Annotated in this window: 15 protein-coding genes; 7 read left to right on the top strand and 8 right to left on the bottom strand. The window is 69.4% G+C overall.

The window, feature by feature from the left end:
* Positions 1-181: 181 nt before the first annotated feature.
* From ABZ671_RS28650 to ABZ671_RS28630, 5 genes are all read right to left on the bottom strand, one after another.
* Positions 182-1,171, bottom strand: coding sequence for a site-specific integrase (locus tag ABZ671_RS28650; protein ID WP_357863980.1), 990 nt, complete (start codon positions 1,169-1,171; stop codon positions 182-184).
* Between the two features lie 28 nt (positions 1,172-1,199).
* Positions 1,200-1,697, bottom strand: a complete 498-nt coding sequence (locus tag ABZ671_RS28645) for a hypothetical protein (RefSeq protein ID WP_357863978.1) — start codon at positions 1,695-1,697, stop codon at positions 1,200-1,202.
* A 415-nt stretch (positions 1,698-2,112) separates the two neighbouring features.
* On the bottom strand, positions 2,113-2,337 hold the full coding sequence (locus tag ABZ671_RS28640) for a hypothetical protein (RefSeq protein ID WP_357863976.1): 225 nt from the start codon (positions 2,335-2,337) through the stop codon (positions 2,113-2,115).
* Between the two features lie 202 nt (positions 2,338-2,539).
* The gene (locus ABZ671_RS28635; RefSeq protein ID WP_357863974.1) at positions 2,540-3,589 is read right to left on the bottom strand and encodes a site-specific integrase; all 1,050 of its coding nucleotides are present in this window, start codon (positions 3,587-3,589) and stop codon (positions 2,540-2,542) included.
* Positions 3,579-3,722, bottom strand: a complete 144-nt coding sequence (locus tag ABZ671_RS28630) for a hypothetical protein (RefSeq protein WP_357863972.1) — start codon at positions 3,720-3,722, stop codon at positions 3,579-3,581. The genes ABZ671_RS28635 and ABZ671_RS28630 overlap by 11 nt, the downstream gene beginning before the upstream one ends.
* Positions 3,723-3,809: 87 nt before the next feature.
* Here ABZ671_RS28630 and ABZ671_RS28625 point away from each other — a divergent pair, with 87 nt between their 5' ends.
* From ABZ671_RS28625 to ABZ671_RS28595, 7 genes are all read left to right on the top strand, one after another.
* Positions 3,810-3,947, top strand: a complete 138-nt coding sequence (locus ABZ671_RS28625; protein WP_357863970.1) for a hypothetical protein — start codon at positions 3,810-3,812, stop codon at positions 3,945-3,947.
* Between the two features lie 926 nt (positions 3,948-4,873).
* A complete protein-coding gene (locus ABZ671_RS28620) occupies positions 4,874-5,584 on the top strand; it encodes a response regulator transcription factor (RefSeq protein WP_357863968.1) in 711 nt (236 codons plus the stop codon).
* 106 nt (positions 5,585-5,690) lie between these two features.
* Positions 5,691-6,023 (top strand): hypothetical protein, encoded by a 333-nt coding sequence (locus ABZ671_RS28615; protein WP_357863967.1) that lies wholly within the window; start codon positions 5,691-5,693, stop codon positions 6,021-6,023.
* A gap of 43 nt (positions 6,024-6,066) precedes the next feature.
* Complete coding sequence (locus tag ABZ671_RS28610; protein WP_357863965.1) at positions 6,067-7,995, top strand: condensation domain-containing protein; 1,929 nt, start codon at positions 6,067-6,069, stop codon at positions 7,993-7,995.
* Positions 7,992-9,515, top strand: a complete 1,524-nt coding sequence (locus tag ABZ671_RS28605; RefSeq protein ID WP_357863963.1) for a condensation domain-containing protein — start codon at positions 7,992-7,994, stop codon at positions 9,513-9,515. Before ABZ671_RS28610 ends, ABZ671_RS28605 begins: the two co-directional genes overlap by 4 nt.
* Positions 9,515-10,675: a DegT/DnrJ/EryC1/StrS family aminotransferase gene (locus ABZ671_RS28600; protein ID WP_357863961.1), complete on the top strand. Its 1,161-nt coding sequence runs from the start codon at positions 9,515-9,517 to the stop codon at positions 10,673-10,675. The genes ABZ671_RS28605 and ABZ671_RS28600 overlap by 1 nt, the downstream gene beginning before the upstream one ends.
* Positions 10,672-11,139: an NUDIX hydrolase gene (locus ABZ671_RS28595; protein ID WP_357863960.1), complete on the top strand. Its 468-nt coding sequence runs from the start codon at positions 10,672-10,674 to the stop codon at positions 11,137-11,139. The genes ABZ671_RS28600 and ABZ671_RS28595 overlap by 4 nt, the downstream gene beginning before the upstream one ends.
* On the opposite strand, the gene ABZ671_RS28590 is transcribed toward ABZ671_RS28595, so the two are convergent.
* From ABZ671_RS28590 to ABZ671_RS28580, 3 genes are all read right to left on the bottom strand, one after another.
* Entirely contained in the window at positions 11,117-12,436 is a 1,320-nt protein-coding gene (locus tag ABZ671_RS28590) for an MFS transporter (protein WP_357863958.1), read from the bottom strand. The genes ABZ671_RS28595 and ABZ671_RS28590 overlap by 23 nt on opposite strands.
* Positions 12,437-12,626: 190 nt before the next feature.
* Positions 12,627-13,841 (bottom strand): hypothetical protein, encoded by a 1,215-nt coding sequence (locus ABZ671_RS28585; RefSeq protein ID WP_357863956.1) that lies wholly within the window; start codon positions 13,839-13,841, stop codon positions 12,627-12,629.
* Positions 13,838-20,200: an amino acid adenylation domain-containing protein gene (locus ABZ671_RS28580; RefSeq protein WP_357863954.1), complete on the bottom strand. Its 6,363-nt coding sequence runs from the start codon at positions 20,198-20,200 to the stop codon at positions 13,838-13,840. The genes ABZ671_RS28585 and ABZ671_RS28580 overlap by 4 nt, the downstream gene beginning before the upstream one ends.
* Between the last annotated feature and the right edge of the window lie 46 nt (positions 20,201-20,246).

Here is a 20,246-nt window from a genome sequence, read left to right as displayed (position 1 = left end):
TTGAACGCCTTCGCCATCACCTTCAGCGACCGCTTCCCAGCCGCTGAAACCTACTAACCAAGATCGCCGGAAACACCGTTAGCGAGACAGCCCCGCGGGCCAGGGCCAGGGTGACAAGGTGGGAGTGTCCTGGCGCGTGGCGCAGCCGTAACAACCGCACCCGCCGTCCGCGAAACGACGCCTACCTGGAGGTGTGCGGTGAGGCGAGGGGGTGTGGCTCGCCGGTCATGGCCGCGAGGGCGGTGGCGACGGCGTGCAGGTCGGCCTTGATGTAGGTGGTGGTGGCGGGCCCGCGGCGGTCGGTGTGGCCGGCGTAGGCGCGCGCGATGCCGTAGCCGTAGTGGCGTTCCACCCAGGTGAGGGTGGTGTGGCGTAGCCAGTGGGTGGAGATGCCCTGCGCGGCGACCCAGGGTAGGCGTTCGCCGATGCGTTTCCAGAGGTGGTCGTAGCGGCGGCTGCTGATCGGCTGGCCGTTGCGGTAGCGCAACAGTCGGTCGGTGGGCAGGACCGCGCCCCGAGCCCGGGCGTGTTCCTGCAGGCGGTCGGCGAGGGTCGGGGTGATGGGTTGCCAGCGCAGGGTGTCGCCTTTCTCAGTGAGGCGGACCAGGCAGTGGCGGGTATCGAGGTCGACCAGGCGCAGGGCGAGGGCACCGCCGCGTCGGCAGGCGGTTTCGGTGTGCAGGCGCAGCAGCAGTGCGTCGAGGATGACGTCGTTGCCGCTGGTGCGGGCGACGAGGTTGATGTCCTGCAGTTCGTCGGGGGTGAGGGCGCGGCGGGGGTTGGGTAGCCGGCGTGGCTTGGCCACCCGGTGCGCGGGGCTGGCCGCCGGAGCGATGTAGCCGTCGGCGATGGCCCGGCGGTAGACGGCGCGGGCGGCCGCGATGACGTGCTCCCCCGCGTGCCGGCCGTGACGGCCCGTGCGTCGGGTGCGGGCGCCGGCGGTGACCTGGCGCATGAGGGCTTCGATGTCGCTGGCGGTCACCTCGTCCAGCCGCAGATGGCCGAGCCCGGCGGCCATCCGGTTCCAGTAGGTGCCGTAGGTGCGGCGGGTGCCCGGACTGGCCGCGGCCGCGACGCGCGGCACGTACTCGGCGACTGTCGGCATCGTGCGGCCGGAAGTGTCGGACTGGGCGACGAGGTCGGTCGGGGTCAGTCCGAGATGGGCAAGCATCTGCCGGGCAGTGACAATGCGTGACGGATCAGCCGGCATGAGAGGGGCCTCCGAGGACGGCGGCGTGCAGGTCCGCGAGGAGCCGCGTGATGGTGTTCGAGGGGTGCACGACGAGCAGATCCCGGACCGGGAAGGCGGCCAGGAGCACCGCCTGATGCGGGTGGATGCCGCAGAGTTGCCGGGCTGCGGCGGGCAGGGGTAGTGCCCCGCGAGCACCGACGGTGTGCTTCCCGTCGGGTGCCGCGGTGATCAGGAGCAGGCCGTCGGTGGCGTCGATGTGGAGGCGGTGACCGGACGGCCAGCGCAGCGCCCGCAGCAGCGCTCGGGCGGCCACCCGGCCGTCGGCGTCCGGGCGGGCCACGTCGATGACGATGTCGTCGACCGGTTCCCGCGCAGGTGGGAGGGCTGCGGGCAGCTCCAGCATCGGAGCCGGTGGCGATGCCGGGCGAGGAAGCGGGGCGGGGATGACCGCGCCGATGAGCTGCTCGTCGAGGCGTCGGCGGGGCGGTTGCCGGGCGGCCGTCATGGTGACCGCCGCAGCCGTTCGCGCGGCCTCAGCGCGTGGCGCTGAGAGCCCTGATCGTCGATGTATGCACGGCTGCTACGCGGCGCCTTCATCGGGAGCCACCACGGTGGTGAGCTCCCGTGATCTGGCACGAAGAGTGGTGTCCGAGGGGGGAAACTCTCCTACGTAGCACCCGTTATACAAACGGGTGCTCATGCGTTAAGCCTAGCACTTCACGATGCGTAATACTACAGGCATGAGCTGCCGTGTGGCGTCATTTAAGCAAACAACTCGATCCGCCTGCGCCGATGACAATGCACTCGTCAATCCGGACAGGAAGTAGGGCGCCTCCGACAGGCAGAGCCTGCACTGGAGTTCGCGCCGCGAGGCACCAGCGACGGCGCGGCCGCACCATTTCAAGGGGGTGATGGAGTTGTCAGCCCCTCGGGTACGTGCCCTTGAGAACAGCCAGAAGATTACGCAGATACGGTTTTGGGCCGAGCTCGTCGATCAATCTCGCGTTCGCCGCGACCCATTCTTCCTCGGAGATTATCGGATCGTGCGCGACAGCCAGGTCAGGGTCGATATTCACGGCATAGAAGGGGTTGCCGATCGTGGCAGCAACATCGCCGGGTGTGCGCTCGCCGTCTGCGCCGTCCATCCGCAACTCCCGTCACTCAGTCCAGGGCTTCGACCATCCTCGATAGTTTCACACCTCCCCAGCCTCCTGGCGGAACCCAGGCCAAGTCGGATCGGTGTCGCTCATCCCCAGGCTCCCGCCCTGGCCTGTCGCTTCGTGCGGCGGAATCCAGGGCTCCTCCCCCACCGGCCACACGAAGCGACAGGATCTCATCCGATATCGATCAGTGGCGAGTGGTTGTGGGCCAGGCGGCCCGGGTTTCTTCCATCGTGGCGAGTGGGTGTGGTTGGCCGGTCATCGCCGACAGTGCATCCGCGACGGCGTGCAGGTCAGCCTTGATGTAGGTGGTGGTCGAGGAGCCTGGGCTGTCGGTGTGGCCGGCGTAGGCGCGGGCAACCCCGTAGCCGAAGTGGCGCTCCACCCAGGTGAGGGTGGTATGCCGCAGCCAGTGGGTGGAGATGCCCTGAGCGGCCACCCACGGCAGGCGCTCCCCGATGCGTTTCCACAGATGGTCGTAGCGGCGGCTGCTTATCGGCTGGCCGTTGCGGTAGCGCAACAAGCGGTCGGTGGGCTGAACGGCACCGCGGACGCGGGCATGTTCGTACAGGTGCTCGGCGAGGTCGAGGCTGACCGGCTGCCACCGCACGGTGCCCTTCTCGGCCAGCCGCACAAGCCCGCTGGGACGATCCAGGTCAACAAGCCGCAGGGCGAGGCCACCGCCACGCCGGCAGGCGCTCTCCGTGTGTAGGCGCAGCAGCAGAGCGTCGAGGATGACATCGTTACCGCTGGTCCGCGCCACCGCGTTGATCTCCTCCAACTCGTGCGGCGTCAAGGCGCGGCGGGTGCTGGGGAGGCGGCGGGGTTTGGCGACGCGGTGGGCGGGACTGGCCGAGGCGTCGATGAGACCGTCAGCGACAGCCCGGGAGTAGAAAGCGCGGGCGGCGGCGATGACATGCTCACCGGCGTGCCGGCCGTTTCGGCTGTTACGCCGCGACCGGGCCGTAGCGATCATCTCTTGTTTCATCGCCTCGACGTCACTGGCGGCAACCGCGTCCACCGGCCGGTCGCCCCATGCGGCGGCCATCCGCTCCCAGTACGTGCCGTACGTACGCCTCGCACCCGGACCCGCCGCCGCGACCACGCGCGGCAGATACTCCGCGAACGTCGGTAGTGGGGCAGCGCCGTTGGGATGGGATTGAAGGTCTGCCAGGGTGACGCCAAGGTGAGCCAGGACCTGCCGGGCTGCGGCAACCGTGGCGGGATCAGCAGACACGGTCGCCTCCCGCCACCTCGACATGCAGGTCGGCGAGCAGCCGAACGACAGCGCCGACCGGGTGCACAACCACCAGGTCATGGGCGACGAACGCGGCGAGCAACACCGGCTCGCCATACCCAATCCCGCACATACGTCGGACGGAAGCCGGTAGGGGCAGCGCACCTCGGCTACCCACCCTGTGCCGACCATCGCCAGCCGAGGCAATAACGAGCACCCGTTGGTGCGGCTGGATGTCGAGGCGGTGGCCCGGCTGCCAGCCCAACGCACGCAGAATGTGCTGCGCGGCCACTCGGCCGCAGCGGGCTGGGAGAGCCATCCCCAGCAGAAGTTCAGCGGCATTGACGACCGCCGGTAGCTGAACTCGAGCGGGCAGTGCCGGCATCGGTACCGGGCGGGGACGTGGACGGGCGGGCAGGGCAGCCGGAACAAGCGGACGGACAAGCTGTTCACCGCTCGATCGGGAAGGTCGTGTCATGGCGGTGACAACAGGGCGACCATGTCTCGGGCCTCGTCGTTCCCGACGGCCGGGAGCCACCGATGGCCGACGACGCGTCCGCGCGGCACCTCTCAGCCCAATGATCGGGCACCCTCTCGAGGCAGCACCTCACAACCGCGACGAGATCCACACCGGGTCGGGATCGCAGTCGATCGCCAGCCTCGCCCCGCCCGCATACCCATAGTCAAGCATGAGTATCACGCTCACATCATCCCGCCGCTATCCACAAATTCCGGCGATCAGAGCGTCGGATCCTCTCTCTTCATCCCCTCCAGGCAACCGCGTCGGCGTCCTATCCGGACAAGAACACGGAGAGGCGAGCGACACCGAGGGCGCACCGCACGGTGAGTTACGCGGCCGAACGGGCCTGCCGACGACGCAGCGTACAGACAGACCCACCCCTCGATCGGTGTGGCGCCGCGCGTCGAGTTCGGCAACAGGGTGCTCTGCCACGACAAACGCCAAGGGCAGCTCGGCACACCGCCGCAAGCCCGTACGTCGGCCCTGCCGAATGTTAAAACGATCATGCAAAATTCCTCGGGTATGGAAAGTTTACTAATAAATTGTCCCACATCCTGAGACGGTAGCTGCATCTCACCATATTCACCGACTGGAATGGAGCCGTCACACACGGGGAGGGTTATGAACGGGTGCCGCAGCGCGGACTGCCGAGCGTACGCGTGGCCGAAGACGAGATGCGAATCTCCGGCCATCTGGGAGAACGAGACGGCTAGACCGTCAATGGCGGTCCATCTGGCGGCCGCGACACGCGTCAAGGCGATGTCATGACCTTTGCAAACAGCGGGCTGCCTTCCGACGGCCCGATTCGTATCCTGCTCTGCGACTCGCAGCCAATGACTCGCATCGGCCTGAAGACGATCCTGTCTGAGCGCCCCGACATCCTCGTCGTAGGAGAGGCGGCCAACGGCGAGCAGGCAGTACGGGCAGCCCGGCGGCTCAAACCCAACATCGTCCTTGCCGACGCCGATCTGACCGGCCTCGACGCGGTGACGCTGACCGAGCGGATTACCAGCGTGGGCCTACAGGGGGACACCGTCAGGCGGGCGGCTGTCGTATTGATGACCTCAGGCATCAACAGCGACGTATTAGAAGCGCTGCGGGTCGGCGTGTCCGGCATCCTGCTCAAGACGTGCGACGTGGACGAGCTGATCTGGGCCGTGAAGGCCATCCGGGACGGCAACCGCTTCCTCGCACCGCAGATCATCGGCGACATCCTCGACAAGATCTTCGGCTTCACCCTCACCCGCGCTGGCAACCTCGCGCTTGAGAGCCTGACCCTGCGCGAGCGTGAGGTGCTGGAGCTCGTGGCCAAGGGCATGAGCAACCAGGAAATCGGCGAGCGGCTTCACATCGGCGAGCCGACGGTGAAGTACCACGTGTCCCAGACGCTACGCAAACTCGACCTGCGCGACCGGGTCCAGGCGGTCGCGTTCGCGTACCGCAACGGGCTCGTCGATCGCGAGCTGTCCGGCTAAGCCACGGTCGACCCAGGTCTAGGATGCGGCCGGACTCACGACGGGGGCGGAGCGCGGGCCGGCGCCGATAGCGTCGGAGGCCGAGACAGGGCCACCGGGAGGTGACGTGCCGAACCGCAGCCGGGCGCGGCCGATCGCGCCCATCACCGTGTACCGATCACCGGCCGAGCCGGTCATACCGGATGCCATCGGACTGGTCGCCGCTCAACTGGCCGGCCTCGCCGCCGGGCTGCGGGCCGCCGACCGGGCCGATCCCCGCCACGAAGCGCTGCTGTGCCTGGTGGAGAGCGCCTGCCGGGCGGCCGGCGCGCTCGAGACCGCCGCCGACGACCGCACCGTCGACCTGTTGGAGGAGGCTCTCGCGGCGGCCCGCGCCGCGGTCACCGCGGCGTCCTTCGCCCTCGTCGACCAGGGTCGCTACGGCACCCCGCCGGCCTGAACTGGCCCGTACCTCGACACGGATCCGCGAGGAGGAAACCACCATGCCCCCCAACACCGCCAGTCCGAACGCGACGCGGATCCTAGATGTCCTGGTGCAGTTGTGGTCCACCGCGCTGCGGAGCGAGGACTTCGGGCTCGACGACAACTTCTTCGCCCTCGGCGGCAGCTCCGTCCAGGCGCTTGAGGTTGCGGCCCGCATCCGCGATGAACTCGCCGTCGAGGTGCCCGTCGACCTGCTGTTCTCGGTGCCGACCATCCGCGAGGCGGCCCATCTGGTCGACTCGGCCGAGCCCGTCGAGCGAACCGAGTCCAGCGCGGCCGCGACGGCGGGGCCGCCGGTAGCCTCACCCGCTCAGGAGCGCATCTGGTTCGCTCAGCAATGGCAGCCCGGGACGGCGGCGTACCACATGCCGTGGGCGATCGACATCCGTGGCCCGCTCGACCGGCCGGCCCTGCTCGCCGCGTTCGCCGATCTCGTCGCGCGGCACGCGATCCTGCGTACCGGCTTCGGCGAATCCCGGCCCGAACCCCGGGTCCTCGGCAGCGCCCCCGTCCCAGTGCGCGAGCACGACCTACGGACCGTCCCGAAACAATCGCGCCGCTCGGTCACCAACAATCTCCTGCGCGAGTTGGCCCGCCGCCCGTTCGACCTGTCGGGTCCGCTGCTGCGCGCCGACCTGCTGGTCGTCGCCCCCGACTCGCACATCCTCCTGCTCACCCAGCACCATCTGACCGGCGACGGTTGGTCGACGCGGCTCCTGGTCGCCGAACTCTCCCAGCGCTACGCGGAGCATGCGGCCGGCCGCGCGACGCCCCCTGTGCCGGAGGAGCCCTACGGCCGCTTCGCCGCCTGGCAGCAGCAGGCGGTCCGCGACGGCACCTTCGATGCCGACGTGGCGTACTGGTCGGAGATCCTGTCGGGCGCGCCCACCCAGCCCGTCACGGTGCCGGCGACGCGGTCCGGGCCAAGCGGTGGGCGCATCCGAGAGTTCGAACTCGACGCGGGCCGGATCCGGACGGCGAGCCGGGAGCTGGCCGCGACGCCGTTCACCTACTTGGCTGCCGTGACCGCGGCGCTGCTGCACGCGCGCACCGGGCAGCGCGACATCGTGCTCGGGACGACCAGCGCGAACCGGGAGCGGACCGAGGTTGCTGCGGTCATCGGCCCGGTTTTCAACGTGTTGCCGCTGCGGCTGCCGGTGCCGGTCGGTGCGACCTTCGCGAGCCTGGTCGGTGCGGCGCAGCCGATCGTCCTGGGTGCCTTCGCCCACCAGGACGTGCCGTTCGACCTGCTGGTACGCCGCCTCGTACCGGAGCGGCAGCTGAATGCGCCGCCGTTGTTCCGGGTGCTGGTCGAGTTCGCCCCGCACGTCGCCGATGCTGATCCGGCCGGCACGCACTGGCGGGCTTTTCTGGTGGACACCGGTGCCGCCAAATACGATCTCGCGTTCACCATCACCGACGAGGGCGACCGGTTCAGTGGACGGCTGACCTACGACACCGGCCGCTACGGCGAATCCGACGCGGACGAGCTCTTGACGGGCTGGCTTGACCTCCTCGACCGGTACGCCGAGGACCCACGCCGTGTGCTGAGCACGCCGCGGACGGAGCTGGCGACGTCGGCCGTCACCGCTGCGACGACCGCCGACGAGCCGGTGAGGGAGCTGATCGCGGTGCTCTGGTCGGAGCTCCTCGACCGCGGCGTCGATAGCTTCGACCGGATCGACAGCTTCTTCGCGCTCGGCGGAACCTCGCTGGAGATCGTGCGGCTGATGGCCTGGCTGCGAGAGGAGATGCGCGTCTCGATCAACCCGATCAGCCTGTACGAGAAGCCGACGGTCGCCGCGCTCGCCGCCGCCGTCACGGCCGCCGAGCCCGCGCCCGGTCACGCCCGTGACCTCGCCCGTGTCCTGCTACGCCTGCGCGCGGCCGGATCGGACCGGTGGCACCCCATTGGGGAGCAGCCGTGATCTTGGAGCTAAACCACGCACAGCGGCGCAACCTCTACCAGACGCCGCCAGAGCAGGTCTACACCGTCACGGTGTCGCTCGACACACCCGGCGGCCTGCCGGTACGCCAGGTCCGGGATGCGCTGGTCCGGCTGGCGGACGTACATGAGGCGCTGCGGTCCCGGCTGATCGACCCGAACGGCCACCCTCGGCACGAAGTCTCCACTGTCGCCCGATGTGAGATCACCGTTCGCCCGATCCGCGCGATGGACGAGATCCCCGACATCACAGTCACCGATCCCGTGGCGGTCGACCCGACCGAACACGCCGCCCGCGCCGCCCTGTACACCTGGCACGGCTTGGTCCGTCACGTGATGCTGACCGTGTCGCACCTGTTCGCCGACGGGATGAGCCAAGGTGTCCTGCATCGGGACCTGTCGGCGCTGCTGCGCGGCGAGCCGATCGCCGACGCCGACCGGCGCCGCCAGGTCAGCGACTACGCCGACGACCGCCTCGGCGACGTCACCCGCCAGAACACCGAGTACTGGCGGACTGTCCTCGCCGACGCGCCCCGGGCCTGTACCTTCAGCGGTGCCGTCCGTGGCACGGAGGAACTACTGCGGGTCAGTCGGCGCACCGACCGGCGGGTGCAGGCCGAGGTCGTCGAGATCTCCCGCGAACTCTGCGTGTCACCGTTCTCGGTTTGGGCCGCCGCCCTCAGCGCCATCGTCGGCGTCTACACCGGGCAGCACCGGCAGGTGTTCCGCTCGGTGTCGGCCAATCGGTTCGACGACGCCGACGCGGCCGCCGTGGCCAACCTCGCCCAGCCCGTGTACATCCTGGTCGACGGCGAGCCCGGCGACACCCTGCGGCGGCGGGCCGAGCGCGTGCTGGAGGCCAGCCTCGCCGCCCACACGCACGGGGTGTTCGACTCCGTCGCCCTACTAGAGTGGCTCAACGAGGAGGATCGACACCGCGGCGCGGTCTTCCGGCCGGCGTTCGACCTCAACTTCCTGGTGCACGACGACGGCCTGCTGCCACCGGTCGGTGACGACGTCCAGCGCCGTCGGGTGACTCCCGAGCGGGCCACCGCCGACCTGGCCGTGCAGGTCCAACCCGGGCCGATCACCCATGTCCGGGTAACCGCCGGGGAGCCGGTCTGGGCCGGGCGCGGCCCCGGCGACATCGCGGCCGACCTGTTTGAGACGCTGCGGGCGTTCGGCGACGATCCCGACCAGGTCCCCGACGACCTGCCCGTCGATCCGCTCGGCACGGCGGCCAGACTGATCACGGGCCACCGCAGCGGCGTGGCCATCGACCCAGAGGCCCAACTCGCTCTGCTCACCGGCGTCTCCAGGGTATGCGCGGCGGACTGGACCACCGCCGACGGCCCAGACGGGCTGCACGTGCTGGCCCGAGTCGCCACCGAGGCGGGCCCCGACGAACTGATGCGCGCCTACACCGAACGGCAACCGTGGGTCAGCGGTGCCGTGGTACCCGACGGGATCGCTGTATACGACGCTGCGAGAGGAACGATGTGATGACTGGCAAGCCTGCCGTCCTCGGCGGAACACCCCTGCTGTCCACGCCGCTACCGATGACCCGCCCGACGCTGGTCAACCAACTCGGGATCATGGACCGTATCCGTGCGGTCCTCGCCAGCGGGACGCTGACTGGTGGGCCTACCGTCACTGAGTTCGAACACCAGGTCGCCCGGTACCTGCAGGTGGAGGATGTGGTAGCCGTCAACAGCTGCACCAGCGGTCTGATGCTGGTGCTGCGCTGCCTCGGCCGTACCGGCGACGTGCTGCTGCCCAGCTTCACGTTCATGGCCAGCGGACACGCGGTGGTGTGGAACGGTCTCCGCCCGTGCTTCGCCGATGTGGCTCCCGACACCTTCACGCTCGACCCGCGTGTGATCCTCGACAGCAGCGACGCGGACCCGGTCGCCATTCTCGGTGTACACACCTTCGGTATGCCGGCCGACGCCGACGAGCTGGCGAAGGTCGCTGCGGCCCAAGGGGCCGAGCTGATCTTCGACGCGGCCCACGGGCTCGGTGGCCGCTATCCGGACGGGACCCGCATCGGCGGGAAGGGCCTGGCCGAGGTGTTCAGCCTCAGCCCAACCAAGCCGCTGACGACCGCCGAGGGCGGCCTCGTCTCGACCAACGACCGCTCCCTGGCGGCCGAACTGCGCCACGCACGCAACTACGGCAACCCTGGTGACTACGACAGCCGCCTCATTGGGCTCAACGCGCGGATGACCGAGATTTCGGCGGCGATGGGTCTGTGCGCCCTGCCGGAGCTGGACGCCATCCTCGACCGTCGACGTGCGCTGGCCAGCCGCTACGCCAACGGCCTGGCCGGGCTGCCGCTGGCCGTACAGCGCATCCCCGACGGTTGCACCCCGGTCTATAAGGACTTCACGATCCTGGTCGACCCACACCAGTTCGGCATCGACCGCGACCGGCTCGCCCATACGCTGGCCGCTGAAGGGGTCAGCACCCGCTCGTACTTCAGCCCACCGCTGCACCGGCAGACCGCGTACGCTGGCTGCGATCCGGCCGACCTGCCGGTGACCGACGCTATCGCGGATCAGTGCCTTACCCTTCCGCTGTACTCGCACATGCCGGAGTCGTCGGTAGATATGGTCATCGAGGCGATCACGCGCGCCTACGACCACCGTGAGGAGCTGGCGTGAGCTACATAGCGCAGTTGCGAGCGCTGGTCGGTACGCGCCCGCTCATCCTGCCCGGCACCTCAGTCCTCGTCCTCGACGACATCGGCCGGGTCCTGCTCATCGAGCGAACGGGCATCGCCGGCTGGGGCCTGCCGGGCGGCTTCATGGAGCCAGGAGAGTCCTTCGAGGACGCCGGCCGGCGCGAGGTGCTGGAGGAGACCGGTCTGGAGATCGGCGCGCTGACGCTGCTCGGCGTCTTCTCCGGACCCGAGTACTACTTCCGATACCCCAACGGGGACGAGGTGCACAACGTGACGGCGGCCTACACCGCACCCGTGCGGTCAGGCACTCTCGCCGTCGACGGCACCGAACTGCGTGGCGGCCGGTTCTTCGCCGTTGACGAGCTGCCGGATGACATCATCGGTCCGGAAAAACCGATCGTCGACGCCTACGCCCAACGGCTCACCCCCGCGCGTCCTCGCTGAATTCCACCCGATCCTGGTGAATGTGCCCGGCACCCCGCGACTCCCTACCGCCGGGTGCGACGCCGGACGACCCGTCACCGCCGGGCCGGGCGTCATCCGGCTCCTGTCTGGGCGGCCGCGGGTACGAGGTGATGGATGTCCCACGCCAGAGCGCGATGGCGCAGGCGAGAGTGACCACGGCGGTGGCCGCGAGCAGCGCACGGTAGTCGAACACGGTGATGAGCGTGGCGCCAAGTGCGATCGACACCGTGTTGGGGATCAGAATAAACATGTTGGACGCCGAGTTCACCCGGCCCTGCATCCGGGTCGCCGTGTGGACCTGCATCGCGGTAGTGAAGCCCACCACGAACCAGACCATGGCCGCGCCGTTGACGACCGAGGCGGCCACGACCACCTCGAGCGACGGTATCGCCAACGCGAGGTTGCCGACGCCGAACGCGGCCAGCCCGAGGGCGACGAGGCGGCCGTCGCCGACCCGCCGACTCAGCCGCCCCGCCATCAGGCCGCCCAAGACGGCCCCGACGCCCTGGATGCTCGTAATCAATCCGAAGAACGACGGCGAGCGGTGCAGCCCCGACTCGATGACTGCGAAGATGACGGTCTCGAAGAAGCCCAGTACCGCCCAGGCGGCCGCGCCTGCGAGCGTGACCCGTAACAGCAGCGGCACCGACCGGATGTGCTGGAAGCCGGCCAAAAAATCCCGCCGGAACGGAACACGCGGCTCCGGCTCGGTCTCGTTCACCCGGATCGAGCCGAGGATTGCCGCTGCGACGACGAACAGCGCGACCACGAACAGGGCCAGCGCCGTACCGCCGAAGGCCGCGTAGAGCCCGGCGCCGAGCAGTGGGGACAGGACGCGGATGCCCTGGCTGGCCGTCTGCAGTGCGGCGTTGGCCGGAGCCAGGTTCTCGTCGGACACCAGTTCCTTGAGCATCGCCGACCGGGCCGCCACGATGAACAACGCCGAGCAGCCATACAGAAACGCCACGGTGTAGAGGATCCACAGCTGGTCCGTACTGCGCACCAGCAGCAGGCTCAGCACGACCAGACTGGTCAGCAGGTTGGTCAGCACGAGGAGCGGCCGGCGGCGTACCCGGTCCACGACGATCCCGGCCGCCGGGGCGAACAGCACCGGGACCATCAGCGCCAGAAATATGGCACCGGCCGCGCTGTTGCTACCGGTCAGGTCCTTGGCCCAGATGCCGAGGGACAGGTAGAGGGCGGTGTCGGCGAGATTGGAGAACGACTGGCCGATCAACAGCCGTCGGAACCCGGAGTGCGCGAGAACCGTCGCCATCTGTGTCCTGCCCATCTCGTGACAATTGTTAATAAGGTTATCAGATTGATGGCAGACGCCGTCGTGGCAGGGAAGCCGAACCGGCGGTTGACGCCCCCGCCGACCAGCGGGCCGCCGCCGCACCGTTCTCCGGGCACGGCGGCAGCCACCTCGTCACGACTGGGCCGCCACACCGCGGCCGGCCGCCGTGTCACAGCGCCGCGACCACCTCCGGCGGCCACCCGGCCGGGTCGGTGCCGTGCTGGCGCAGGAACGCGTAGGCGAACCGCTCCAGGCCGAACGCGACGCAGCCGGTGACCATCTCCCCTCCGCTCGCCGCGCCGATGGCGAACCGCGAGGTGAAGAACGAATCGTGGTAATTGAACGAACCGCACGCGATCGTGCGCTCGGCGTCGACGTTGAGTTGTAGCTCATACTTCGACTCCGACAGGCTCTGCAGTGTCATCTTCGCCGCGAAGCCGGCGCCGACGAAGAACGGGTCGGTCGCCACCGCGCAGTAGCCCGCCAACGCATGCTTGCCGAGGAATTCGCGTACCGTCTCCATCAGCTGCCGGCGGCGCTCCCTGACGCCGTCGCGGTCGCCGATGAAGACGATCTCGCGCATCGTGAAGTCCCAGAGGCGCTCCAAGCCGTCCTCGTAGCGTGACTCGTGGCGGAACACCTTTGCCGCCGCGGTCACCGCCGTCTCCCCGCCGGCCAGGATCCGGCCTCGGAACTGGTGGTAGACGTGGAAACAGGTTGCCGGCGGCAGGCAGTAGTCGGCCGGGCCGGCGTGCTCCAGGACCTGGTCGGCGACGTCGCCGTCGCCGTGCCGGTCGGTGAAGCTCCGGTAGTTGTCGATGTCGCCGCGCAGCCGGGTGGCGAACATGAGCAGCTGCGGGAACGACTCTACGTAGCCGCACCGGTCGATGACCTCGGTCGGAATCAGCGTCGGGTAGCGGACTTCCACGGCACCGACCTCGCGGGCCATGGCGCGGAAGGAGGCGTCGAAATACTCGAGCAGGTCCAGCACGGGGCCGCTCACCGATGCCAGCCCTGGCGCGGTCGGGCCCACGCTGCCCAGCTGGTGCAGCTGCTCCATGAAATCGGTCGGATAGCGGTCACGGTCTGGCAGCCGCCACACCATCTTCTCCGGCACCTCCCGTCGGCTGGCGATGTCCTCGGCCACCAGCCGGCGTACCTTCGACGCGACGGCATCCGCCCGGGCGGCGTCCGTGACGGTGATCGTCACGCCGCTGATGTCCTCGGCGTCGCCCGCCGTAATCCCGGCGGACTCGCGGACCCGGACCAGCCGAAAGTCCTTGATCTCCTCAGCGACATAGAAGACGTGCCGCCGCAGGTCCTCGGCGTGCCAGGCGGCCAGCGGCTGCGGGAACGTGATGGTGAACGTGCTCGGAGTGCTCATCGGGCGCCTCCCTGGACGGAGCCCGCCGCGGTGACGACCGCCGCCTGGTCACGTACGGTGCGGGCGCGAAAGAAGGTGATGAGCGGAACCTCGACCCCATAGCGGGTGCCGATCCGGTCCCGCAGCTGCGCTACCTTCAGCGACTGGCCGCCGACCTCGAAAAAATCCACGGTCACGTCGTCGATTGGCGTGTGTAGCAGATCGCTCCACAGTGCGGCGATTTCCGTCTCCAACAGCGAGGCCGCCGCATCGCCGTCACGATCGGTCTGAGCCTCACTGTCGTGGCTGGCCATCGCGGCGCGGTCGATCCGGCCGTCGGCGCCGAGCGGGATCCGCTCGATTCTGTGGTACGCCGCGATCTCGAGCCCCGCGGGCAGTACCGCGTCGATCTCGTCGACCGACCGCGGCGGCTCGCCGACGACATAGGCCACCAGAGCTTGATCCTCGACGGTTACGACAGCGTCACTGACGCCGTCCAGCCCGCTCAGGACCGACGCTATCCCAGTCACGTCAACGGGGCTGCCGGCGATGGTCTCCGGGTCCAGCACATCCAACCGACCATCGGGCAACCAGCGGGCATACCGGCCGGTCGGGCGCAGCCGCTCCCCGTCGATGGGGCCGCTGACCGACGGCTCGCCGGCCACCTCGACCCCCCCGAAGTGCAGCATGCCCATGACACCGGGCGGAGTGATCCGCCCGTCCTCACCGAGGACGTACGCGGTCATGCCGGGCAACGGCCGCCCGACCGGAACGCGGGCTGACCAGCCGCCGTCGCCGCCCTCGTCAGCGCAGACACCGCCGAGGGCGTGAAACTCGTGCATTACGACACTCTCCGGGGCCAGCTCCCGCCAGGCGTCCAGCACCCGCTGAGGGAAGGAGTCACCATGAACCAAGATCGTCCCGGCGAGCTTCGCTGCGGCGCGCCGATCGCCAGTCGCGGACAGCTCGGCCAGCCGGGCCGGACTCAGCGGCAGGACCCCGAACGGCGCCTGCTGGCGGAGGTCGGCGTCGCCCGGCAGAACGCGGACCTGCTCACCCAACGCGAGCGGCAGGAAAGCGTGGGCGAATCCGGCGGCCGACGCCGGCACAGCGGTGAGTGGTACGCCGCCACCGGCAGACCGACCGCCGTATTCCTCCACAGCCCACGTCAGGTATGCCACGAGCGCGCGGTGTGACATTGGCTGCCCGTCAACCACGCCCACGGTAGCGGCCGGGTCGACGGCGGGATCGGACAGGCTACCCGCGGCCTCGGCGATGGCAGCCGCGTCGCGGTCGACGGCGACCGTTGGACCGGCGCCGAAGCGGCCGGCGTGGGCCTCGGTCGTGACCGCGAGATCGATGCGGCCGAGCAGGTCACCGTCCACCATCGGCGCCTCGCACGGCAGCGACGCGGCGCCGACCCGGCTGACGGCCAGCAGGGCCACCATCAGCTCCGCGCCCGGCGGAAGGGCCACGGCCACCCTCGACCCCGGCCCCGCGCCCAGTTCGCGCAGGTGCCTGGCCAACCGCGTGGCGCGCTCGTGGAGATCGGCGTAGCTGAGTCGGAGACCGCCGTCCGACACGGCCGTCGCCTGCGGCGTACGCCCGGCTTGGAGCGCGACCAGGTCGTGCAGGCACAGGTCCGCGCAGATCGGCTCGCGCGAGCCGTTCCAGTCGTAGACGAGCCGATCGTGCTCGACCGCGTCGAGCGGGGAGAAGGCCTCCTGGCTGTCCGTCAAGGCGGCCATCGCCCGCAGCACGGCGACGTAGTACCGGTGCATCGCCTCAGCCAGCTCGTCGGAGACCCTGTCGGTGTAGTAGTCGACCCGCCACAACATCTGGTTGGAGCGCGGATTGCGCAACACGCCCGCGTTGACACTGAAACTGTTCGGCTCGACCCGGTACTCGGCCTGGTTCTCGACGCGCCCGTCCAGAATTTCGACACCGGCGCCGAGCACGTCACTCATCACGTGGAAGTGGTTGTACAGGAACGATGTGTCGAACAGCCGCGATCGCGTGCCCACGTCCCACTGCATGTGGGCATAGGGGTAGCGCTGGTGCGGCAGCATCTCCTGCTCTGCGGCGAACGTACGCAAGATGAGGTCCAGCCACGTGCCGCCGGGCACGGTCACCATCACCGGCGGGATATTCAGGAACATGCCTCGCACCTCGGTCGAGTCGACGTCCTCGGGACGGCCGTGGGTACTGACCCCCGCTACGACGTCCCTCTGTCCGGTGAGCAGGCTGAGCACCTTCAGGTATGCCGACAGCAGGACCGTCTTGACCGGCACGCCGGCCTGCGCCGCCGCGGCGAGGACGGCCTCGCACACCTCCGGCGGAATGAGGGTGTCAGTCGACCGGTGACTGGCGTCCCTGGTGGAGGTGAACCGCCACCGGCGCAAGCCGTCGATGACCTCGCCCTCCGTGGGGGTGTCGTAGTCGGCGCCGGGCCGCGGCCCCTGCGGCCCGTTGCCCCATCGGGGCAGCTGGAACGGGCGGTAGCCGTCGAGCTTGCCAGCCCAGTAGCCACGGTGCTCCGGTGAATCTATGGCCGCCTTCTCCAGCTCGATGAAGTCGCGGAACTGAGCCACCGGCGGCGGGTCGGCCGGCGCCTGCGGATCGCGCAGCAACAGCAGGTAGCGCTGCAGCGTCTCGGCCTGAGTCGAGAAGAGGCTCCAGCCGTCGAACACCGCGTGGTGCTCCGTGATCGTCCACTGGAACTCGCGTTCGGAGCGACGGTGCACCTTGTAGCGCAGCAACGGTACGTCGCCCGGGGAGAAGGTGCTGCGCCGCTCGCGGTCCAGCACGCCCAGCAGGTACGCCTCCTGCTCCGCCTCCGACATGCCGCGAAGATCCTCGACATCGATCGGCAGGTCGGCCGTCGGGTACACCAGCTGCATGGGCTCGCTGTAGGTCGACAGGTCGAACGCCGTCCGCATGATGCTGTGCCGCGCCACCGTGTCCGCCACCGCCTGCCGGAACGCCACCTCGTGGAAGGGCGCACCGACGCGGAACACGTTGACGTTGTGGTACGGCAGGTTCTCGGTGTCCAGGGTCATGTGGTAGACCATCCCGGCCTGGAGCACCGACATCGGGTACGCGTCCTCCAAGCCTTCGGGCAACTTCGCCCGGTCCGGCTCAGACACCAGCGAGAACGGCTCACGCCGGCGCTCGGTGGTGCCGATCGGCTTGGCCAGCGGGGCCAGCTCGGCCACGGTCGGGGTCCGGAACAGGTCCGGCAGCGTGATCTCCAAGCCGCGCCGCTTCATGGTGCCGATCGCCTGAAGCGTCCGGATCGAATCCCCGCCGAGGTCGAAAAAGCTGTCGTGGACGCCGACGCGGTCGACCTCCAGCACCTCCGCCCACGACTCGGCGATGACCCGCTCAATGTCGTCGCGCGGCGCCTCGTACTCGCCGGCCAGGTCGGGCCGGGTCGCCTGCGGCGCTGGCAGCCGCCGGCGGTCGATCTTGCCATTCGGTGTCATCGGGAGCTCGTCGAGGAACACGAACACGGCCGGGACCATGTACTCCGGCAGCACCTTGGCGGCTTCCGCACGGATCGCACCCACCGTCAACCCCGGCCCGACGATGTACGCCACGAGCCGTGATGGGCCATTGTCACGGCGTACCGTGGTGGCCGCCCCGCGCACCCCCGCGACCCGCGACAACACATTGTCGATTTCCCCGATCTCGATCCGGAAACCGCGCATCTTCACCTGGTCGTCGTTGCGGCCGAGGTACTCCAGCTCACCGTCGGCTCGACGCCGGGCGACGTCTCCGCTGCGGTACAGGCGGGCACCTTCAATGTCGCTGAACGGGTCGGCCACGAACCGCTCGGCCGTTAGCTCCGGACGGCTGAGGTAGCCCTTGGCCACCCCGCTACCGCCGACGTACAACTCGCCGGGCACCCCGTCGGGCAGCAGCCCACCAAACCGGTCGAGCAGGTAGACCGACAGGTCCGGGATCGGCACTCCGATCGGACTGCTGGTGCTCGCCACGTCGCCTCGGCGGAGCGGTCGATAGGTGACGTGGACGGTCGTCTCGGTGATCCCGTACATGTTGACCAGGGTCGGGCTCTCGTCGCCGTGCCTGTCGAACCACCGGCCGACGCTGCCGAGGTCCACCGCCTCACCCGCGAACACGACTAGGCGCAGGGCGAGCCGCGCACCGCTCTCCGCATCGGCCGCCTCAAATTGGCGGAAGGCCGACGGTGTTTGATTGAGTACGGTCACGCCCTCAGCCCGGACAAGCTCGTGGAACTCGCCCGGCGACCGTGTGACCAGGTACGGCACAACGACCAACCGGCCACCGTAGGCTAGCGCGCCCCACAGCTCCCAGACCGAGACGTCGAACGAGTGCGCGTGGAACATCGTCCACACATCGGTGTTACTGAAACCGAACCAGTCCTGGGTAGACGACAGTAACCGGCTTACATTGCCGTGGGTCACCTCTACGGCCTTCGGTCGACCAGTGGTGCCGGAGGTGTAGAGGACGTAAGCCAGATCATCCACAGTGAGGGCGAGATCCAGTGGCCGGACAGGCGGGGCGTCGTCAGTGGCCGCGTCGATGACGGGCCACGGCCCGTCAGAGAGCGCATCCCGGCCGGCCTCGTCGGCCAGCACGGCAACCACCCCGGCGTCCTCCAGCATGTACTCCAGCCGGTCGCGCGGGTATCGCACCTCCAGCGGCAGGTATGCCGCACCGGACTTGATCACTGCCAGCAGTGCGACGACGAGGTCGACACTGCGGTCGACGCACAGGCCGACGATGCCGCCCGGCCCGGCGCCGTGCTGGCGCAGCTCGTGCGCCAGCGCCGTCGAACGCTGGTCGAGATCCGCGTAAGAGAGCTGCCGGTGGGTATCGCTGACGGCGATGGCCTCCGGTTGCGCGGCGACGCTGCGGGCGAACAGCTCGGTCAACGTCGCCGTCGCGGCGCCGGGCTTGGCGGCGGCCGACCGTCGCAGGACGGCCGCCCGCTCCTGCGGGCCGAGCAGATCCAGGTCGCCGATCGACTGCTCCGCATCGGTGGCCGACGCCAGCAGGTGCCCGTAGGCCGTAACCAGGCGGTCAATGTCGGCCCCGTCGAACAGGTCGGTGTCGTACTCGACCTCGAAGCCGGTGCGATCACCGAGGAGCACCGACCAGGTCAGGTCGAACTTGGCCGTGCCGCGCTCGACCGTCTCGCTGCTGAGGCGGGCAGCCCCGATCGACGCGCCCACGCCAGGCCGTTCCTGGGTGCCGAAGATCACCTGGACGATAGGGCTGTGGGCGAGCGACCGCTGGGGGGCGAGTTCCGTCACCATCCGCTCGAACGGGAGATCCTTATGGGCGTAGGCCGCCGCGGCGGCTGCGTGAGTGCGCCGCAACGCCTCCCCCAGGTCGGGCCGGCCGGACAGGTCGGTGCGGATCGGCACGGTGTTGACCAGCGGACCGACGACATCTGCCAGCCCGGGCCGGTCGCGCAGCGAGACCGGCGTGCCGACGACGAGGTCGGTCTCGCCGGTGAACCTGGTCAGCAGGATCTGGAACGCGGTCAGGTACACGGTGAACGGCGTGACACCGACCGAGCTACCGAGATCGCGGATGCGGGCCGCCACATCGCCGGGGACGAAGAAGGTGACGGTACGTCCGGCGAACCTCCGCGTGCTCGGCCGGGGCCGGCTCGCCGGTACCTGGAGGTTGTCCGGGGCCCCGGACAACCGGTCCCGCCAGTACGCCAACTCCTCGTTCAGCCCGCTGCGGGCCAGGCGGTCACGCTCGAACGCGGCGAAGTCGAGGTACCGCCGCGGCTCCGGCGGTGGGACGGCCGACTCGCCGCTTGCCTCGCGGTACAGCACGTCGAGGTCGCGTAGCAGGACGCCCAGCGAGACGCCGTCGACGACCATGTGATGCGCGGTCAGGGCCAGCAGGTGCCGAGTTGGGTCCACCCGGACCAGCGTCAGGCGAGCGGGCGGACCCCCACGCAGGTCGAACGGGCGGCGCACGTCGGACTCGACGAGCCGCCGAGCGGCGTCGGCGGCGTCGGGACGGCCCGACACGTCGTGGAAGGCGTACTCCGCCGGCACGGCCGGATCGATGAACTGGTCGAGATGCCCTCCGTCACCCTCGGCGAAGCGCGTACGCAGTGCGCCGTGCCGCCGCACGAGCGCTCCGTACGCCGCCTGCAGGACGGACGGGTCGAGCGGGCCGTCAGCCCAGAGCACCGCCGGGGTGTGATAGGTCGGGGTGCCCTGGCTCCACTGTTCGAAAAACCACATCTGCCGCTGCCCGGACGACATCGGCCCGCGATCGCCGTCGATCCGGGGGATGCCGTCGGCTGCGCTCACACTCAGCAGACGGCTCAGCTCGGCCTCGTTTCGCTGACGCTCATCGATCGTCACGACGTGTCCCTTCTGCTTGGGTAGGTGGAGGCGGTCGGCTCTGCCG

Source organism: Micromonospora sp. NPDC006766, assembly GCF_040636055.1.
GTDB lineage: Bacteria > Actinomycetota > Actinomycetes > Mycobacteriales > Micromonosporaceae > Micromonospora.
This window is presented reverse-complemented; position numbering and strand designations above follow the sequence as displayed.

What these genes read in the sequence shown, in the direction of transcription:
- ABZ671_RS28590 (WP_357863958.1), bottom strand. Translation starts at nt 12,436, where the DNA reads ATGGCGACGGTTCTCGCGCACTCCGGGTTCCGACGGCTGTTGATCGGC.
- ABZ671_RS28640 (WP_357863976.1), bottom strand. Translation starts at nt 2,337, where the DNA reads ATGGACGGCGCAGACGGCGAGCGCACACCCGGCGATGTTGCTGCCACG.
- ABZ671_RS28645 (WP_357863978.1), bottom strand. Translation starts at nt 1,697, where the DNA reads ATGACGGCCGCCCGGCAACCGCCCCGCCGACGCCTCGACGAGCAGCTC.
- ABZ671_RS28610 (WP_357863965.1), top strand. Translation starts at nt 6,067, where the DNA reads ATGCCCCCCAACACCGCCAGTCCGAACGCGACGCGGATCCTAGATGTC.
- ABZ671_RS28585 (WP_357863956.1), bottom strand. Translation starts at nt 13,841, where the DNA reads ATGAGCACTCCGAGCACGTTCACCATCACGTTCCCGCAGCCGCTGGCC.
- ABZ671_RS28600 (WP_357863961.1), top strand. Translation starts at nt 9,515, where the DNA reads ATGACTGGCAAGCCTGCCGTCCTCGGCGGAACACCCCTGCTGTCCACG.
- ABZ671_RS28650 (WP_357863980.1), bottom strand. Translation starts at nt 1,171, where the DNA reads ATGCTTGCCCATCTCGGACTGACCCCGACCGACCTCGTCGCCCAGTCC.
- ABZ671_RS28630 (WP_357863972.1), bottom strand. Translation starts at nt 3,722, where the DNA reads ATGTGCGGGATTGGGTATGGCGAGCCGGTGTTGCTCGCCGCGTTCGTC.
- ABZ671_RS28620 (WP_357863968.1), top strand. Translation starts at nt 4,874, where the DNA reads ATGACCTTTGCAAACAGCGGGCTGCCTTCCGACGGCCCGATTCGTATC.